Below are 14,012 nucleotides of genomic sequence, written 5' to 3'. Positions count from 1 at the left end.
GTGAGAACCTCGGCCGATCAGCGGCGAAGTGCCCTGCCAGGGTAAACGGACAATAGTGACATATAGTGATAAAATGGACAACGGTACCCGCAACCTGCTCGGCGAGTTCCTGCGCGCCCGGCGCGAAGCCACCAGTCCAGCACAGGCGGGCTTCCTGCACGCCCCCTCCTCCCGCACGCCGGGACTGCGGCGCGAGGAGGTCGCCATGCTCGCCGGGGTCAGCGCCTCCTACTACATCCGGCTGGAGCAGGGACGGGAACGCAACCCCTCCCCCCAGGTGCTGGGCGCCCTGGCACGGGTGCTGCGCCTGGAGCCCGACGCCACCGGCTACCTCTACTCGCTCGCCCATCCGGGGGTCCGCCCCCGCGTCGACGTCGGCGCCGTGGAACAGGTCAGTCCCAGCCTGCTCCGGCTCATCCGCCTCTGCTCGGACGCTCCCGCGATGGTGATCGGCCGGCGCCTGGACATCCTGGCCGTCAATCCGATGATCAAGGCCCTGTACGAGGGTATGACCAACATCGACAACTGCCTGCGCATGATCTATCTCGATCCGCGAGCGGCCGATTTCTACCCCGACTGGGAGAAAGCCGCCCGCGCCAAGACCGCGCAGCTGCGCTCCGCCGTGGCGGCCACCCCCGACGACCCGTACCTGCACGGGCTGGTGGAGGAGCTCACCACCCACAGCGAGGAGTTCCGCCACATCTGGGCCCGCCACGAGGTGCAGACGCGCGGCAACGAGGCCAAGGGGATGCGCCACCCGACGTTGGGCGACCTCACCCTTTCCTGGGAGGTGCTCTCCGTCAGCGGCACCGGCCAGAAGTTCGTCGCGCTGGTGGCCGAACCGGGGAGCGACTCCGAACGGGCGCTGAAGGACCTGGCGGGCACGGTCGCCCGGCAGACCGTCCACCGGACCGCGACGGAGACCGTACGGTCACCGGCCCGGCAGAAGATCCGGTCGTGACAAAACGTCCGGATCCGCCCCGGACGGACCACCTCCGCGGACGCCGGGGGCCCTTCCTCCGTCCGCGCGCCTCCAGCCGAGGTGCCAGGCGACGGAGGCCGGGGGTTCGGCGATTCCCCGGCCGGCCGTCTCGTAGGTCACGTCGAACCGGATCTCGAACCGCTTCCAGATGGGGCCGGTGATCCCGCCGATGGCCGCGAAGTCGGTGCCGTCCACCCGTTCGGCCCAGAGCGCGTCCAGGATCCGCCCGTCGTGCACCATCGCCAGGATCTTCATCTCCGATTCGGCCCTGCGAGCCGTCCCGTCGGCCTCCAGTTCCGCCAGTGGCCTTCGCTGCTCGGGCGCGGCCGCGGCCATGCGGCGCAGCCGCTCCTCTTCCCCGTCGAGCGGCTGTATACGTACGCCGGGTCGCGGGGCTTCGGGTGGTGGGATGGCGTCTGAGTGGTGCCGCCGGCGATGTCCTCCGGGGAGAGCACCATCGGCCGTCCGGTTGCCGCCCGCGTTCCCGGGGTAAAAGCCGGCTCACGTTGCCGCCGCACGGCCGCGGTCCCGCGTGAACTGCAGGGCCGGGTGGGCAGCGTCAACACCGTCCGCGTCTACGCCGGTCCGGTGGTCGGCTCGTTGATCGGCGGTGTCCTGGCCACCCGTTTCGGTGTCGCGGCGCCCTTCCGGTTCGCCTTCGCCGGTTCGGCGGTGTTCGTGGTCCTGCCGTGGCGGCAGCTCATGCTCATCGCCCACGACCGAGATGTCCGGTGGACGTGAGCGCCCGGTCCGGTCGACGACACCGCGGCTCCGCACTTGACCGCGGCGTTCACCGGCGGCCTCGACTCCATCGTGGAGGACGCCTCAGCGTGAGGTGGCGCTCGAGGGCGACGCTCGCGGACGCGGGATCGCCGCGCGTGGCGTCATGCGTCGGGGTCCCCTGGCAGGCGGTCGGTGACCCGGTGTCCGGCGTCGAACCCGAGGCCACCTCTCACCCGCCCGCCTCGCGCTCCTTGACGATCTCGGCGAGCCGGCTCCAGGCCGGCGACGAGGCGCCGACCGACATGGCGACCAGCCGGGCGACGGCCGAGTCCTGGACCGGCCCCTCCGCGCTCTCGGACCCGTCGTGCCGGGTGGCGAGCCACCGCCGCGTGCGGTCGGCCAGCGCGTGAAGGCGCGGATCCTCCGGGGACCAGTCGAACGCCGCGTCGTGGTCGAGGTAGATGGCGCGGAACTCCGGATCGCCGATCGCGTCGCGCTTGTCGGCGATCCAGGCGGCCGCCTCGTCCGGGGAGAGCGACTGCGCCAGGATCCAGCCGTCGCGTTCCATCTGCACCATGCGCCGGCTTACCCCGAGCTCGTGCAACCGGTCGAGATAACCGGCGACCTCGGCGGAGACGAACAGCAGGTCACCGGCGCCGAGCTGGGCGATCCGCTCGCGGGCGCGCAGGATCTCCTCGGCCCGTTCCTGCAGGTTGCGGTCGATGTCGGCGATCGCCGTGGCGAACCGGCCGGGGTCGGCGGCGAGCAACTCCTTGATGCGGGCGAGCGGCACGCCGGCCCCGGCGAGCGTCTTGATCTTGATCAGGTCGATGGCGTGCTGGACGCTGTAGCGCCGATAGCCCGACGAGTCTCGCGGCGGCTCGGCGAGCAGGCCGCGCCGGTGGTAGTGGCGGACGGCCTTGATCGTCACGCCCGCGTAGTCGGCGAGCCGGCCGATGGTGATCATATGCTTCGGTCTCCTTCGAGCGACTCGCCGTCCGAGCGTTCATCATGTCAGCGGGCACCGCGGCGGAACACGGCGGAACACGGCCTCGAAGCCCGCGGGTAGCCCGCGGATGGCCCGTGTGCGCGCCGCCGACCGCGGGTTCACCCGCGCGAGAGCGGCCACCGGGCTTCACTCGCGGAACCGGGCTTCACTCGCGGAACCGGGCTTCACTCGCGGATCGGCGGAACCCGGTTGGCCAACCGCCCGGCGAGGTCGATTCCGACGACCGCGCCGCCGGCGTCGCGGGTGAAGAAGCCGCGCTGCCCCTCCAGTCCGCCGCCGGTCACGATGTACTCGTCGGTGTCGCCGGGCAGCAGGCCCATCGCGGCCGGCGGGAGGTCCGGGGGCAGTTCGGTGTCCATCGCCGCACGGACCTCCGGCCTGATCCCGCATTCGATCGTCAGCCCGGCTCCGTCCGTGGCGATGGTGAGCGTCATGGCGTCGTTCTCGTACCTCCCGACGATCTCCCGGGCCCGCGCGCCGTCGTAGGGGAGCGGCTCGGGATCCCGGTCGACCGCCCCGAGATAGTGCGCGAGCGCCCATCGCACGACGGCTCGGTTGAAGGCGAGCCCCTCGTCCGGGCCGGCGTTGGACACCGCGACGACGGCGAAGTCGCGTTCGGGCGCGATGAGGAGCTCGGCGAACTGGCCGTTGGCCGAGCCGCCGTGCCCGGCGGTGCGCACACCGTCCACCTCCCGCAGGAACCAGCCGATCCCGAGGGCGTCGCCGAGCGAGCTGGCCCGCAACGCGACCGTCGGCTCCCTCATCCGCCGCGACAACTCGGCGGGCAGGATCCGCTCGCCGCCTTCCGCACGCCCGTCACCGAGGTGGAACCGGGCCCAGCGCAGCTGGTCGGCCACCGAGGAGGCCAGGCCGCCGCCGGGGTTGTCGGCGCGCCAGTGCTTCCAGGGCCGCGCGACCGACAGCGTGCCGCCCTCGCCGCGATCATGCCCTGCGGCGAAACGCCGGGTCATCACCTCCGCGGGCGCGAAGAAACTGTTCGACAACCCCAGCGGTTCGAGGACGAGCGAGGCGATGGCCCGCTCGTAGGGCAGGTCGGTGACCTTCTCGACGACGCGCCCTGCGAGGTTGTAGCCCGCCTGACTGTAGGAGGCCCGCTCACCGGGCCGGCCGATCAGCTCCAGGCCGGCCATCTTCGCCACGTAGGCGGCCAGCGCGTCGTCTCCCTCACCGGTGTCGACGATAATCCCCCAGTCCAGGCCCGCGGTGTGGTTGAGCAGGTTCGACACGGTGATCCGTGCCGCGGCCCCCTCGTCGATGAGCGCGAGCTCGGGAACGTAGCGGCGCACCGGCGCCTCCAGCTCGACCCGCCCCTGGTCGACCAGGCGCATCAGCGCGGTCGCGGTGTAGGTCTTGGTGACCGAGCCCAGCACGAACACCGTGTCACGATCGACCGGCAACGGGTTGGCAACACTCGTCACCCCGTGACACGCGTACCCCTCCCGGCCGTCCGCCCACACCCCGACCGCGACCCCGGGGACGCCGAGCTTCACGGCCGTCGCCTCGACGAACCCCGCCAGCGCCTCGTGTGACAATCCATTTCCCGGGTTCAAACTCATGTCCATACGCACATGCTCGAACCCTGCCCTTGGGTCAAGGTCAACCCCTTGCCGCGACTTCTCAGCGATCACGGCGTCACGGGATCGAAGCTGAGAATCGCATCCCGGTCGCGGCGGGCGCCGCGGGCCCACGTGAGCACCTGTCCTGCCGGCCCGGCGTGGCTCTCGCCGGATCGAACCCCATCACCTGGTGATCTGGGCCGGAAGGTGGTACCTCGTCTCCTGGGACGTCGCCGACGGTAACCGGCGGCCGGGAACCCCTTCGGGCACGGCAAATTCGGGCACGGCAAAGCGCATCGGGCCTTGAGTGACGGTGTGCCGACACGCCGGGAATGAGAAGGCGGGGCCGGCCGTCCGGGTCGCCGCGGACGAGCTCGTGACGATGCGGCCACTGTCACGGAGCCGTGGCGTTGGCCGGCTGGACGTTCGGGTCGGATCGGGTGCGGTGGTCAGTGACGGCGGGCTGTGATGATCCAGGCGCGCGAGTCGAAGTACACGCCGCTGCCGGTGTCGTGGGCGGCGAGGGTGGCGCGTAGCCGCGCGCGTGCTTGCTCGGCCGTCGCGGTGTCGAGGTCGGCGAGCAGGTCTCTGTAGTCCCGTAGGCGGAGCACGTTGTCGAAGGCGGTGGCGGTGTCCGGACCGTAGAAGACGGGCTCGTGCACGTCGGTGAAACTGACTCGCGTGAAACCTGCCGCCGCCAGGATGCCTTGCGTGACGGCCGGATCGGCGAGTGAGAACGGGCCTGGACCGCCGGTGGGCGGGGCGGGAGGGGCGGGTGTGGCCGTCGCGGCGGTGAGGCTCCGGCGGACCGCGAAGGCCCATTCATTGCGGTCGCGATCTTGCCAGACCAGCAGCACGAGGCGCGCTCCGGGGCGCAGAGCGCGCCCGATATTGGTGAACGCGGCGACCGGGTCCGCGAAGAACATCACTCCGAACCTGCTGATACAAAGGTCGAAACGCGTCGACGGGAAGCGGTGAACCTGCGCGTCCGCCTGCTGGTAGGTGATGTTGGGCAGTCCCTGGTCGTCACTGAGCTGACGGGCCCGTTCGAGCATCGGAGCGGAGAGGTCGACGCCTACCACGCTTCCGGCGACGGCGGCGCGGGCGGCCTCGCGTGTGGACTGCCCCGCGCCACAGCCGATGTCGAGCACACGGTCGCGCGAGCCGACGCGGGCAGCGGCACGGAAGAGTTCGTTGTGCAGGCGCAACTCCGCGTCGTAGTCGAACAGGTCGGCCTGCCTGATCCCGTGCTCCCCCGCGGCCGGCTCGCAGTTCGGCCGCATCTCGGTACCCCGCTGGTCGGACATCACCGTCACCGGATCCTCTCGATACCGATTCGACATGTTGGCCGGTCGTGCGGATGTCGATGTCTCAAAGCTCTGCAGGGCCCTTCGCGGAGTACACCTCGCAGCTGGTCCGGCGACCCCGTTCCCGGCGATCGTGGTAGAAGCTCACGAACGGATCCGCGCTGCCGGTCAGACCGCCATCGCGCCCGGCCTGCTCCTCCACCGCGCTCCGGCAGATCGCCACGCCCGCCACCGTCCGGCCGGTGGGGCGTTCGCCCGGCAGGACGCGGACGACGTAGACGATCGCCGGCGCGGCCCCGACGAGCACGAGAGGGCTTCGACCTTTTCGGTGCGACGGCGGTCACTGTCATGCAGGCCACGCTAGGAGCCGGGCTCCATCGTGAAAAGCGATTGTTTCCGATCATGTTGATCGCTAAGGGCGATGGCCGGGAGTACGCTGGGCCCGTGACCGATCTCGAACTGAGGCACCTGGCCGCGATGGCCGCCGTCGTCGAGGAGGGCTCCTTCGGCCGGGCAGCGGCCCGCCTCGGCTACACCCAGTCGACCGTGAGCCAGCAGATCGCCGCGCTGGAGAGGTCTGTCGGCGGCCTGGTGTTCGATCGGCCGGGTGGGCCCAGAACGGTACGGATCACACCGCTCGGCGCCGTCGTCCTCGAGCACGGACGCGAGCTGCTGGCGAGGGCGGCGGCCCTGGCCAGGGCCGTGGACCGGTTCCAGGCCGGTGACGGCCGGATCGACATCGGCACTCTCCAGAGCGTGTCCACGGTGATCTTGCCGGTCGTCGTACGCCGGCTCCGCGACGAGCACCCCGGCTGCGACATCCGGCTGTCCGAGGAAGAGCCGGAGGCACCTCAGATCGGCGATCTCGACCTGTTGTTCTACGACGGCCCCCTCGGCGGCGACGTCGAGCATGTCAAGCTGCTCGACGATCCGTACCTGCTGGTGGCCAGGCGAGGCACCTTCTCCGAACATTCCGTTTCGCTGGACCGGCTCGACGGCGCACCACTGGTGGCCTGGCCGTCGACCTGCGACCAGCCCAGGATGGAGGAGGCGTTCACCCGCGCCGGCACGAACCCGAAGATCGTCTTCCGTACGGCAGGCAACGAGACGCTGCTGTCGATGGTGCGAGCCGGGATGGGATCGGCAGTGCTGCCGTGGCTCGCCATCCACGCCGCCGACGCCGAGTCCGACGACCGGCTCCGCGTCCACGAGCTACACCCGGCCATTCCCCCGCGCGAGATCCACCTGCACTGGCGGGCCGGCCGCACCCACTCCCCCCTGGCGGCCCGAGCGATCGAGATCGCCGTCGAAGTCGCGTCCGACCTGACCGGCGAGCCGGCCCTGGAGTACTCCGGTCCGACCACGTGAGCAGAGGTGGCGCGGCACCCCGCGCCGGTCACTCGGGTCACTCGGCGGGTAACACGCCGGGCACGTCTCCGGCGACCCGGACGCCACCCGGGAGTCACATGATCTCGGACGAGACGCCGCTGCTGCCGGACGCGGTCCGGGCCTACCCGTTCTCCTGGGGCTCGGGCTTCGCCTGGCCACCGGAGACGGAGGAGCGCGAGGAGAACCTGGCCTACGCGCGGGCCGTGCTCGAAGCGTGCCTGCCCCGGGTCCCGCTCGCCTCGCCCGAGCCCCCGGAGGAGCCGGTCGTCCGGGATCACGAGGACGGCGCGTACCCCCGGTGGACCGGGATCCGGGCCGTTCTACGTGAACACATGCCCTACGCCCGGCACGTCACCGCCGGGCGCATGGCCGGCGCCAGGGCCGAGTGCGCCCGGCGCGGCATCGACACCACGGACTTCGAGGAGATCTGGACCCGGCGCATCACCGCCTGGATAGCCGAGCAGACCCTGGTCTGGTGCGGCCTCATGGTCGATGACGAGAAGGCGCTCACGCCCTGGCTCATGGACCTCGCGGAGCTGTACGCGCGGCGGGGAACGGCCGTCGAGAAGGCCGTGTGGGCGCTCCTCCACACCAGGGCCGTGCCCGAGAGCCGTGCGGCCCTGACGCGACTGGCCGCGTACGAGGGACTGCCGGACGAGATCCGCGCGCGGATCGCGGACGAACTCCGCTGACGCCCCGGCCGTCCCCTCGCCCGTGAGAGGGCGGTTGACCTCCGCCGGGGGCTCCGCGGCACGAGCGGCGCCGCCCTCTCGCCCGTAAGCCGCCCTCTCGCCGGTAAGAGGGCGGGGTTCAGCGCCGGCCGGAGCGGGGCGGGCGCCCGCTCCCCCGCGTCACGTATCCCCGCCCACTTCGCCCGGCCTGCTCCTGCTCACGCTGCCTGCGCCGCCGTCCCAGGAACCAGCCCACCCCCAGGATCGCCAGCCCGAACGGCGTACGGGCCAGCCAGCGTGCCACCACGACCTTGAAAAACTTCTTCATGAGGCGTTCCTGCCCAGCAACGGTTCGATTAGGCGACCGCGCGGCATCCGGCTTCATGCCGGCCTTCTCCGGGCCCGGAGAAGGCCGGCATGAAGCCGGTCCGCGGCCCGCCCGGCGTGGCGATCGGCGCGTGGCGGGAGATCAGGGCCTGCCGCGTTCCACCGTGATCATCAACCGAAGGGGGACCCGCGCGCTCACACCGGCGGCGACTCGACCGGCACCTCCGGCACCGGTGCCCGGCGAGCGTGCCGCCGCCGCACCGCGCGCAGCGCGAGCGCGCCCAGAGCCAGCAGGGCGAGCGCGAGGGCGATCCAGCCCGCGCCGACAGACGCCAGCCACCCCGCCAGGACTCCCTGCACGGCCGTCGCGGCGCCCACGATCCGGTCGTCGGCGGCCCCGCCGGAGAAGACCCGTAGCTCGTACCAGCCGTAGTACACGACGTACAGCCCGGCGAGCAGGAGCAGTCCGCCGCCGGCCCTGGACACGTACGGCAGCAACCGCCGCAGCCCGGCCACCGCGGCGCCCCGGGCGAGCACCACCGCCAGGGACAGGACGGCGACGACCAGGCCCATGCCGAGCGCGTAGGCCACGAACGCCGCCACGCCGCCGAGGAGGCCGGCGCCGGACAGCGAGGCCGAGGTGACGGCGAGGAACGGCCCCACCGTGCACGACAGCGAGGCCACCGCGTACGACATGCCGTAGCCGTACAGCGACAGAGGTGAGGTGGCGGGACGGCCGGAGGCCGTCCCGGGAAGTCGGAGCAGCAGCTCGCGGCCCGCCAGCAGCCACACGCCGAGTCCCGCCAGCAGCACGCCGATGACGATCGTCACCCACGGCAGGTAACGGCCGACCGACACGGCCAGAGCGGTGACGATCACCCCGAACAGGCCGAAGACCGTGACGAAGCCCGCGGTCATGGCGGCCGACAGCAGCAGCGCCCGGGCGATCGGCCCGCCGCGGGCCGGCCCGCCGTCGGCGATCAACAGGGTGAGATAGGCGGGCAGCATCGCGAAACCGCACGGGTTGAACGCGGCCACCGTGCCCGCGGCCAGTGCCAGGGCGAGCGGCACCTCGGCGACGTTCACGCTCATATCTCCAGATTGTCGAAGGACATGGCGGTACGTGCGCTACCGGCCGAGCAGCCGCCGGACGTGACCGTCCAGCGCGTCCTGGTCGAGCGGGCCTGAGACCTTCGTGGTGGAGCCGTCCGGTTTCATGAACACGAACGTCGACTGCTGGCTGACGCCCAGTTTGGTCCACACCGCGCCTTTGACGTCGGCGAGGTGCGTGATGTCGCCGGTACGGGTCATCTGGACGAACTCCTTCATCGCCGCCTCGGTGTCCAGGCCCGCCACGCCGACGAACGCGACCTCGCCGAACGTGGCGGTCGCGGCCTTGACGGCGGGTGCCTCGGAAACGCACTTGGGACACCACGGCGCCCAGAACCAGAAGACCACCGGCTTACCTGCCAGGTTCGCGCCCTGGAACGACTCGCCGTCCAGTGTCCTGGCGGAGAAGGCCAGCGCGGCCGGTACCGCCGCCGGCGTGACGGCGTCGGCCGAAGCCGTCGGTGTCGCCGGCGCGGATGCCGACGGGGGTGCCGACGGGGGTGCCGACGGGGGTGCCGACGTGGATGGCGCCGCGGCCGGCGGCGGCGCGGTGCCGCGTGCGGGATCGGCCGTGTCGTCCCCTCCGGCGCCGCCGCACGCGCATGCCAGCAAGGCCACCGAGATCAGGGCAGTTGCCGCTCGCACTTTGATCATGCGCTCAGCGTAGGGGCAGGCGCCCCCGCGATTTCTTACGAGCTCGTGACGGCGGCGCCCCCGTGACAGCGCCTCCGTGACAGCGCCCCCTTGACGGAGCCCCCGTGACGGCGCCCTCAGACTCCGGCCCCGCTCACCGTCGCCTCGATCCCGTCCAGGAGGATGACGAGCCCGGCGGCGAAGGTGTCCCTTCCCTCCTGTTCCATGTAGGGGACGGTCTCGTCCTGGGACTCGTAGGCGCCCTCGCCGGCGAGCCAGGCCGTCGTCGGGAACCGCTCGGCGAAGTCGGGCGCGACCTCCGTCAGCAGGGCCGAGCGGGCGTACCACCACTCCTCGTCCGACATCCCGGTCGCCGCCGGGGCCTGCCGCGACTCCGCGACCGTCTGCGCCGCCCCGCGCACGAAGTAGAACAGCGTCCCGACGACATACCGCAGCGCCCCGGCCTTCAGCCCGGTCTCGCGGAGGATCCGCAGCGCCTCCTCGATCATGACGTACTCGTTGGGGCCCAGCACGGGGCGCGCCTGCGACACCTGCAGCACCCACGGATGCCGTACGTAGAACTCCCAGGTCTCCCGCGCCCAGGAGGTCACGGCCGCCCGCCAGCCGCCGGTCAGGTCGTGGCGGGTGGACAGCTCGGCGAGGGCCCGGTCGTACATGAGGTCGACCAGCTCGCTCTTGCTGGGGACATAGGTGTAGAGGGCCATGGCCGTGCGCCCGAGCCGCTCGCCCACCGCGCGCATGGAGAGCGCGGCCATCCCCTCCGCGTCGGCGACGGCGATGGCCGTGTCCACGATCAGGTCCACGCTCAGGGCCGGTTTGGGCCCGGGACGTGTGTCATCGGACCCCGTGGTGCGCCACAGCAGCGCCATCGAACGGCGCGCGTCGCCCTGTCCGGCGAAGACGACCACTTGCAACTCCTTACGGCATAAACTAACTTTACCGGGCCAACTCTTTACAGCATAAGGATATCAAGTGAGAAGGTTCGTGTTCCCATCCGCCACACCGGCCGGCGATCGCGGCCCGCGGCGCGGCCGGGCCGCCGCGGACAGCCACGACGTGATCGAGGTCCGCGGCGCCAGGGAGAACAACCTGGCAGACATCTCGCTGGACATTCCCAAGCGGCGGCTCACCGTCTTCACCGGGGTCTCCGGCTCGGGGAAGTCCTCCCTCGTCTTCGGCACCATCGCGGCGGAGTCGCAGCGCCTGATCAACGAGACCTACACGGCCTTCATCCAGTCGTTCATGCCGAGCCAGGGACGTCCCGACGTCGACGCCCTGCGCAACCTGAGCGCGGCGATCGTCGTCGACCAGGAGCGGATGGGCGCCAACTCCCGTTCCACGGTCGGCACGGCGACCGACGCTCAGACGATGCTGCGGATCGTCTTCAGCCGGATCGGCACCCCCCACGTCGGCACCTCGACCGCCTTCAGCTTCAACAGCGCCGAGGGCATGTGCCCGCAGTGCGAGGGACTCGGCCGGGTGTCGGACGTCGACGTCTCCCAGCTCGTCGACGTCGACCTCTCGCTCAACGAGGGCGCGATCACCGTCCCCAACTTCACCGTGGACTCGTGGTACTGGCAGGGCCTGGCCCACGCCGGATTCTTCGACCCCGACATGAAGCTGAGGGACTACACCCCGGCCCAGTGGGAGGACTTCCTCCACAAACCCGCCACCAAAATCAAAATCGGCACGATGAACACCACCTACGAGGGGCTCCTGGTCAAGGTACGGCGGCTCTATCTCGCCAAGGACCGGGAGTCGCTGCAGCCCCACATCCGGGCGTTCGTGGACCGGGCCGTGACGTTCACGAGCTGCCGCGCGTGCGGCGGCAGCAGGCTCAACGCCGCAGCGCTGGGCTCGAAGATCGACGGTCGCAACATCGCCGACTGCGCGGCCATGCAGATCAGCGACCTGGCCGAGTTCGTCCGGGGCATCGAGGATCCGTCGGTGGGGCCGCTGGTCGCCACCCTGCGCGGCACGCTGGAGTCGCTGGTCGAGATCGGTCTGGGCTACCTGAGCCTGGACCGCGAGTCGTCCACGTTGTCCGGGGGCGAGGCCCAGCGGGTGAAGATGGTCCGCCACCTCGGCTCCAGCCTGACCGACGTCACCTACGTCTTCGACGAGCCCACGGTGGGGCTGCACCCGCACGACATCGAGCGGATGAACAACCTGCTGCTGCTCCTGCGCGACAAGGGCAACACGGTCCTGGTCGTCGAGCACAAGCCGGAGACGATCGAGATCGCCGACCACGTGGTCGACCTGGGCCCGGGGGCGGGCTCGTCCGGCGGGCGGGTGTGCTTCACCGGTGACGTGGCCGGGCTGCGGCGCTCGGACTCCCTGACGGGCCGCCACCTGGACCACCGGGCCCGGCTGCGTGAGAAGGTACGGTCGCCTCGCGGGCAGCTGTCGATCAAGGGCGCCACCCTGCACAACCTCAAGGACGTGAGCGTCGACATCCCGCTGGGCGTGCTCACCGTCGTCACCGGCGTCGCCGGGTCCGGCAAGAGCTCGCTGATCCACGGCTCGCTCCCCCGCAGGGAGGGCGTCGCCGTGGTCGACCAGACCGCGATCCGCGGGTCCCGCCGCAGCAACCCGGCCACCTACACCGGGCTGCTCGACCCGATCCGCACCGCCTTCGCCAAGGCCAACGGGGTCAGGCCGGCCCTGTTCAGCGCGAACTCCGAGGGTGCCTGCCCCAACTGCAAGGGCATCGGCCTGGTCTACACCGACCTCGCCATGATGGCCGGGGTCGCGTCGGTGTGCGAGCAGTGCGAGGGCAGGCGGTTCACCCCCGAGGTGCTCACCCACAAGCTGCGCGGCAAGGACATCAGCGAGGTGCTGGGCATGTCGGTGACCGAGGCCCGCGACTTCTTCGCTCCCGGCTCCGGCGCCGGTACGGGTTCGGGGGCTTCGGGTACGGCTTCCTCGAACGCGGCCTCGAAGGCGAGCTTCGGCGCGGCGCGGGCCGTCCTCGACCGGCTCTCCGACGTGGGCCTGGGCTACCTCGGCCTCGGCCAGCCGCTCACCACCCTGTCCGGCGGCGAGCGGCAGCGGCTCAAGCTGGCCATCCGGATGGCGGAGAAGGCCACGACGTACGTGCTGGACGAGCCGACCACCGGCCTGCACCTGGCCGACGTGGACCAGTTGCTCGCCCTGCTGGACCGGATCGTCGACGACGGCAACACGGTCGTCGTCATCGAGCACCACCAGGCCGTGATGGCCCACGCCGACTGGATCATCGACCTCGGCCCCGGGGCCGGGCACGACGGCGGCCGGATCGTCTTCACCGGCACCCCCGCCGACCTCGTCTCGGAAGGCGACTCCCTCACCGCCCGGCACCTGCGTACCTATCTGGGCAAGAACGCCGACCGGCAGGACCTCACCGGAGCAGGAGCCACCACGGCGAACGTCTGAGCCCGAAGCGGCCGGATGGTGATGCTCGTGGCGAGCACCCGCAGACGGGTGAGAGCTCCCAACGCGACGGGGGCTCTCACCTCAGGCGGCCACCGGTCCCCACCGGGCCGCTGGCCGCTTGTCATGAAACTCCCATCTCGGTGGTCTCGCGAACTCAGGGGCGTCGGAGTTCGCCGCGTTCGATACCGCCGGTGAAGGCGTCGTACTCGGCGTCGGTGAACAGGTGCGGGGCCTTACTGCCTCTGGACGCAGATGTGCTCGACGAGCTGGAGATCGTCGTCTCCGAGCTGGTCACCAACGCCACCCGCTACGCCCCCGGCCCCTACGAGCTCCGCCTCCTGCACGACCACGGCCTGCCCGCCCGCGCCGAGGTCGTCGACGCCGGAGCCGGAACCACCCTCATCGACCACCTCCTGCACCGCCCCCCGCCCGTCCCCGAGCGCGTCGACGACCTCGAACTCGGCGGCCGGGGCCTGCGCATCGTCGCCGAACTCACCCACGGACGCTGCGGCACCCAATGGACCCGCCTGTGCGGCACCGGCCAACTCGGCACCGCCGTCTGGTTCGACCTCCCCACCCAGCACCACAGGCCCTGACCTCCCCGACCTCCGGGGCAGCCGGGATCGTCCCCCGATCCCCCCGACCCCGGAGCCGGTCCACGCCCACGGCTCCCCCGTGCCGGGCGTGGACCGCACCCGGAGACCGGCGTCCACGGACCCGATCCCACCCCTGGCCCGGGACGTCGGCCTCCCTCGTCCTGGCCTCGCTCCGCTTTGACATCCTCGGGCCACAAGGTTCATCCTATGGGCATTAGTTTTTTCCTAATGACCCTAGGATGAAGGTGGGACG

Annotated in this window: 16 protein-coding genes; 7 read left to right on the top strand and 9 right to left on the bottom strand. The window is 71.2% G+C overall.

The window, feature by feature from the left end:
• Positions 1-73: 73 nt before the first annotated feature.
• Positions 74-961: a helix-turn-helix transcriptional regulator gene (locus AB0F88_RS30350; protein ID WP_362691600.1), complete on the top strand. Its 888-nt coding sequence runs from the start codon at positions 74-76 to the stop codon at positions 959-961.
• On the opposite strand, the gene AB0F88_RS30345 is transcribed toward AB0F88_RS30350, so the two are convergent.
• Complete coding sequence (locus AB0F88_RS30345; RefSeq protein ID WP_362691597.1) at positions 932-1,318, bottom strand: hypothetical protein; 387 nt, start codon at positions 1,316-1,318, stop codon at positions 932-934. The genes AB0F88_RS30350 and AB0F88_RS30345 overlap by 30 nt on opposite strands.
• Before the next feature lie 213 nt (positions 1,319-1,531).
• Between AB0F88_RS30345 and AB0F88_RS30340 the strand changes: the two genes are divergently transcribed.
• Positions 1,532-1,723, top strand: a complete 192-nt coding sequence (locus AB0F88_RS30340) for a hypothetical protein (RefSeq protein WP_362691594.1) — start codon at positions 1,532-1,534, stop codon at positions 1,721-1,723.
• A 211-nt stretch (positions 1,724-1,934) separates the two neighbouring features.
• Here the strand turns inward: AB0F88_RS30340 and AB0F88_RS30335 are convergent, their stop codons facing one another.
• Positions 1,935-2,672 carry a MerR family transcriptional regulator gene (locus AB0F88_RS30335; RefSeq protein WP_362691591.1) on the bottom strand — a complete coding sequence of 246 codons (738 nt, stop codon included), beginning with the start codon at positions 2,670-2,672 and terminating at the stop codon, positions 1,935-1,937.
• Between the two features lie 206 nt (positions 2,673-2,878).
• Complete coding sequence (locus AB0F88_RS30330) at positions 2,879-4,297, bottom strand: serine hydrolase domain-containing protein (RefSeq protein ID WP_362691588.1); 1,419 nt, start codon at positions 4,295-4,297, stop codon at positions 2,879-2,881.
• A 139-nt stretch (positions 4,298-4,436) separates the two neighbouring features.
• Here AB0F88_RS30330 and AB0F88_RS30325 point away from each other — a divergent pair, with 139 nt between their 5' ends.
• Positions 4,437-4,598, top strand: coding sequence for a WYL domain-containing protein (locus tag AB0F88_RS30325; RefSeq protein WP_362691931.1), 162 nt, complete (start codon positions 4,437-4,439; stop codon positions 4,596-4,598).
• A gap of 142 nt (positions 4,599-4,740) precedes the next feature.
• Here the strand turns inward: AB0F88_RS30325 and AB0F88_RS30320 are convergent, their stop codons facing one another.
• Positions 4,741-5,598 (bottom strand): class I SAM-dependent methyltransferase, encoded by an 858-nt coding sequence (locus AB0F88_RS30320; RefSeq protein WP_362691585.1) that lies wholly within the window; start codon positions 5,596-5,598, stop codon positions 4,741-4,743.
• Between the two features lie 64 nt (positions 5,599-5,662).
• The gene (locus AB0F88_RS30315; protein WP_362691582.1) at positions 5,663-5,905 is read right to left on the bottom strand and encodes a hypothetical protein; all 243 of its coding nucleotides are present in this window, start codon (positions 5,903-5,905) and stop codon (positions 5,663-5,665) included.
• Positions 5,906-6,042: 137 nt separating this feature from the next.
• Between AB0F88_RS30315 and AB0F88_RS30310 the strand changes: the two genes are divergently transcribed.
• Together AB0F88_RS30310 and AB0F88_RS30305 are read left to right on the top strand one after the other, a co-directional pair.
• Positions 6,043-6,966 carry a LysR family transcriptional regulator gene (locus tag AB0F88_RS30310; protein WP_362691579.1) on the top strand — a complete coding sequence of 308 codons (924 nt, stop codon included), beginning with the start codon at positions 6,043-6,045 and terminating at the stop codon, positions 6,964-6,966.
• Positions 6,967-7,064: 98 nt separating this feature from the next.
• Complete coding sequence (locus tag AB0F88_RS30305; RefSeq protein WP_362691576.1) at positions 7,065-7,679, top strand: hypothetical protein; 615 nt, start codon at positions 7,065-7,067, stop codon at positions 7,677-7,679.
• A 118-nt stretch (positions 7,680-7,797) separates the two neighbouring features.
• Here AB0F88_RS30305 and AB0F88_RS30300 read toward each other — a convergent pair whose 3' ends face one another.
• The 4 genes from AB0F88_RS30300 to AB0F88_RS30285 form a co-directional block, all read right to left on the bottom strand.
• Positions 7,798-7,986: a DUF6203 family protein gene (locus tag AB0F88_RS30300; RefSeq protein WP_362691573.1), complete on the bottom strand. Its 189-nt coding sequence runs from the start codon at positions 7,984-7,986 to the stop codon at positions 7,798-7,800.
• A gap of 194 nt (positions 7,987-8,180) precedes the next feature.
• Entirely contained in the window at positions 8,181-9,077 is an 897-nt protein-coding gene (locus tag AB0F88_RS30295) for a cytochrome c biogenesis protein CcdA (RefSeq protein ID WP_362691570.1), read from the bottom strand.
• Between the two features lie 36 nt (positions 9,078-9,113).
• Positions 9,114-9,749, bottom strand: coding sequence for a redoxin domain-containing protein (locus AB0F88_RS30290; RefSeq protein WP_362691567.1), 636 nt, complete (start codon positions 9,747-9,749; stop codon positions 9,114-9,116).
• 116 nt (positions 9,750-9,865) lie between these two features.
• Positions 9,866-10,657, bottom strand: a complete 792-nt coding sequence (locus AB0F88_RS30285) for a TetR/AcrR family transcriptional regulator (RefSeq protein WP_362691564.1) — start codon at positions 10,655-10,657, stop codon at positions 9,866-9,868.
• Positions 10,658-10,733: 76 nt separating this feature from the next.
• Here AB0F88_RS30285 and AB0F88_RS30280 point away from each other — a divergent pair, with 76 nt between their 5' ends.
• Both AB0F88_RS30280 and AB0F88_RS30275 read left to right on the top strand, forming a co-directional pair.
• On the top strand, positions 10,734-13,163 hold the full coding sequence (locus AB0F88_RS30280; protein WP_362691928.1) for an excinuclease ABC subunit UvrA: 2,430 nt from the start codon (positions 10,734-10,736) through the stop codon (positions 13,161-13,163).
• A 140-nt stretch (positions 13,164-13,303) separates the two neighbouring features.
• Positions 13,304-13,759 (top strand): ATP-binding protein, encoded by a 456-nt coding sequence (locus tag AB0F88_RS30275; RefSeq protein ID WP_362691561.1) that lies wholly within the window; start codon positions 13,304-13,306, stop codon positions 13,757-13,759.
• Positions 13,760-14,012 lie beyond the last annotated feature (253 nt).

This window comes from Streptosporangium sp. NPDC023963 (assembly GCF_040639135.1).
Classification (GTDB): Bacteria; Actinomycetota; Actinomycetes; order Streptosporangiales; family Streptosporangiaceae; genus Streptosporangium.
The sequence above is the reverse complement of the archived record's forward strand: the minus strand, read 5'-3'. Positions and strand labels throughout refer to the sequence as shown.

Bases quoted from the DNA above. Each gene is read 5' to 3' on its own strand.
- AB0F88_RS30350 (WP_362691600.1), top strand. From the start codon at position 74: ATGGACAACGGTACCCGCAACCTGCTCGGCGAGTTCCTGCGCGCCCGG.
- AB0F88_RS30345 (WP_362691597.1), bottom strand. From the start codon at position 1,318: ATGGCCGCGGCCGCGCCCGAGCAGCGAAGGCCACTGGCGGAACTGGAG.
- AB0F88_RS30335 (WP_362691591.1), bottom strand. From the start codon at position 2,672: ATGATCACCATCGGCCGGCTCGCCGACTACGCGGGCGTGACGATCAAG.
- AB0F88_RS30330 (WP_362691588.1), bottom strand. From the start codon at position 4,297: ATGGACATGAGTTTGAACCCGGGAAATGGATTGTCACACGAGGCGCTG.
- AB0F88_RS30320 (WP_362691585.1), bottom strand. From the start codon at position 5,598: ATGTCCGACCAGCGGGGTACCGAGATGCGGCCGAACTGCGAGCCGGCC.
- AB0F88_RS30305 (WP_362691576.1), top strand. From the start codon at position 7,065: ATGATCTCGGACGAGACGCCGCTGCTGCCGGACGCGGTCCGGGCCTAC.
- AB0F88_RS30300 (WP_362691573.1), bottom strand. From the start codon at position 7,986: ATGAAGAAGTTTTTCAAGGTCGTGGTGGCACGCTGGCTGGCCCGTACG.
- AB0F88_RS30295 (WP_362691570.1), bottom strand. From the start codon at position 9,077: ATGAGCGTGAACGTCGCCGAGGTGCCGCTCGCCCTGGCACTGGCCGCG.
- AB0F88_RS30290 (WP_362691567.1), bottom strand. From the start codon at position 9,749: ATGATCAAAGTGCGAGCGGCAACTGCCCTGATCTCGGTGGCCTTGCTG.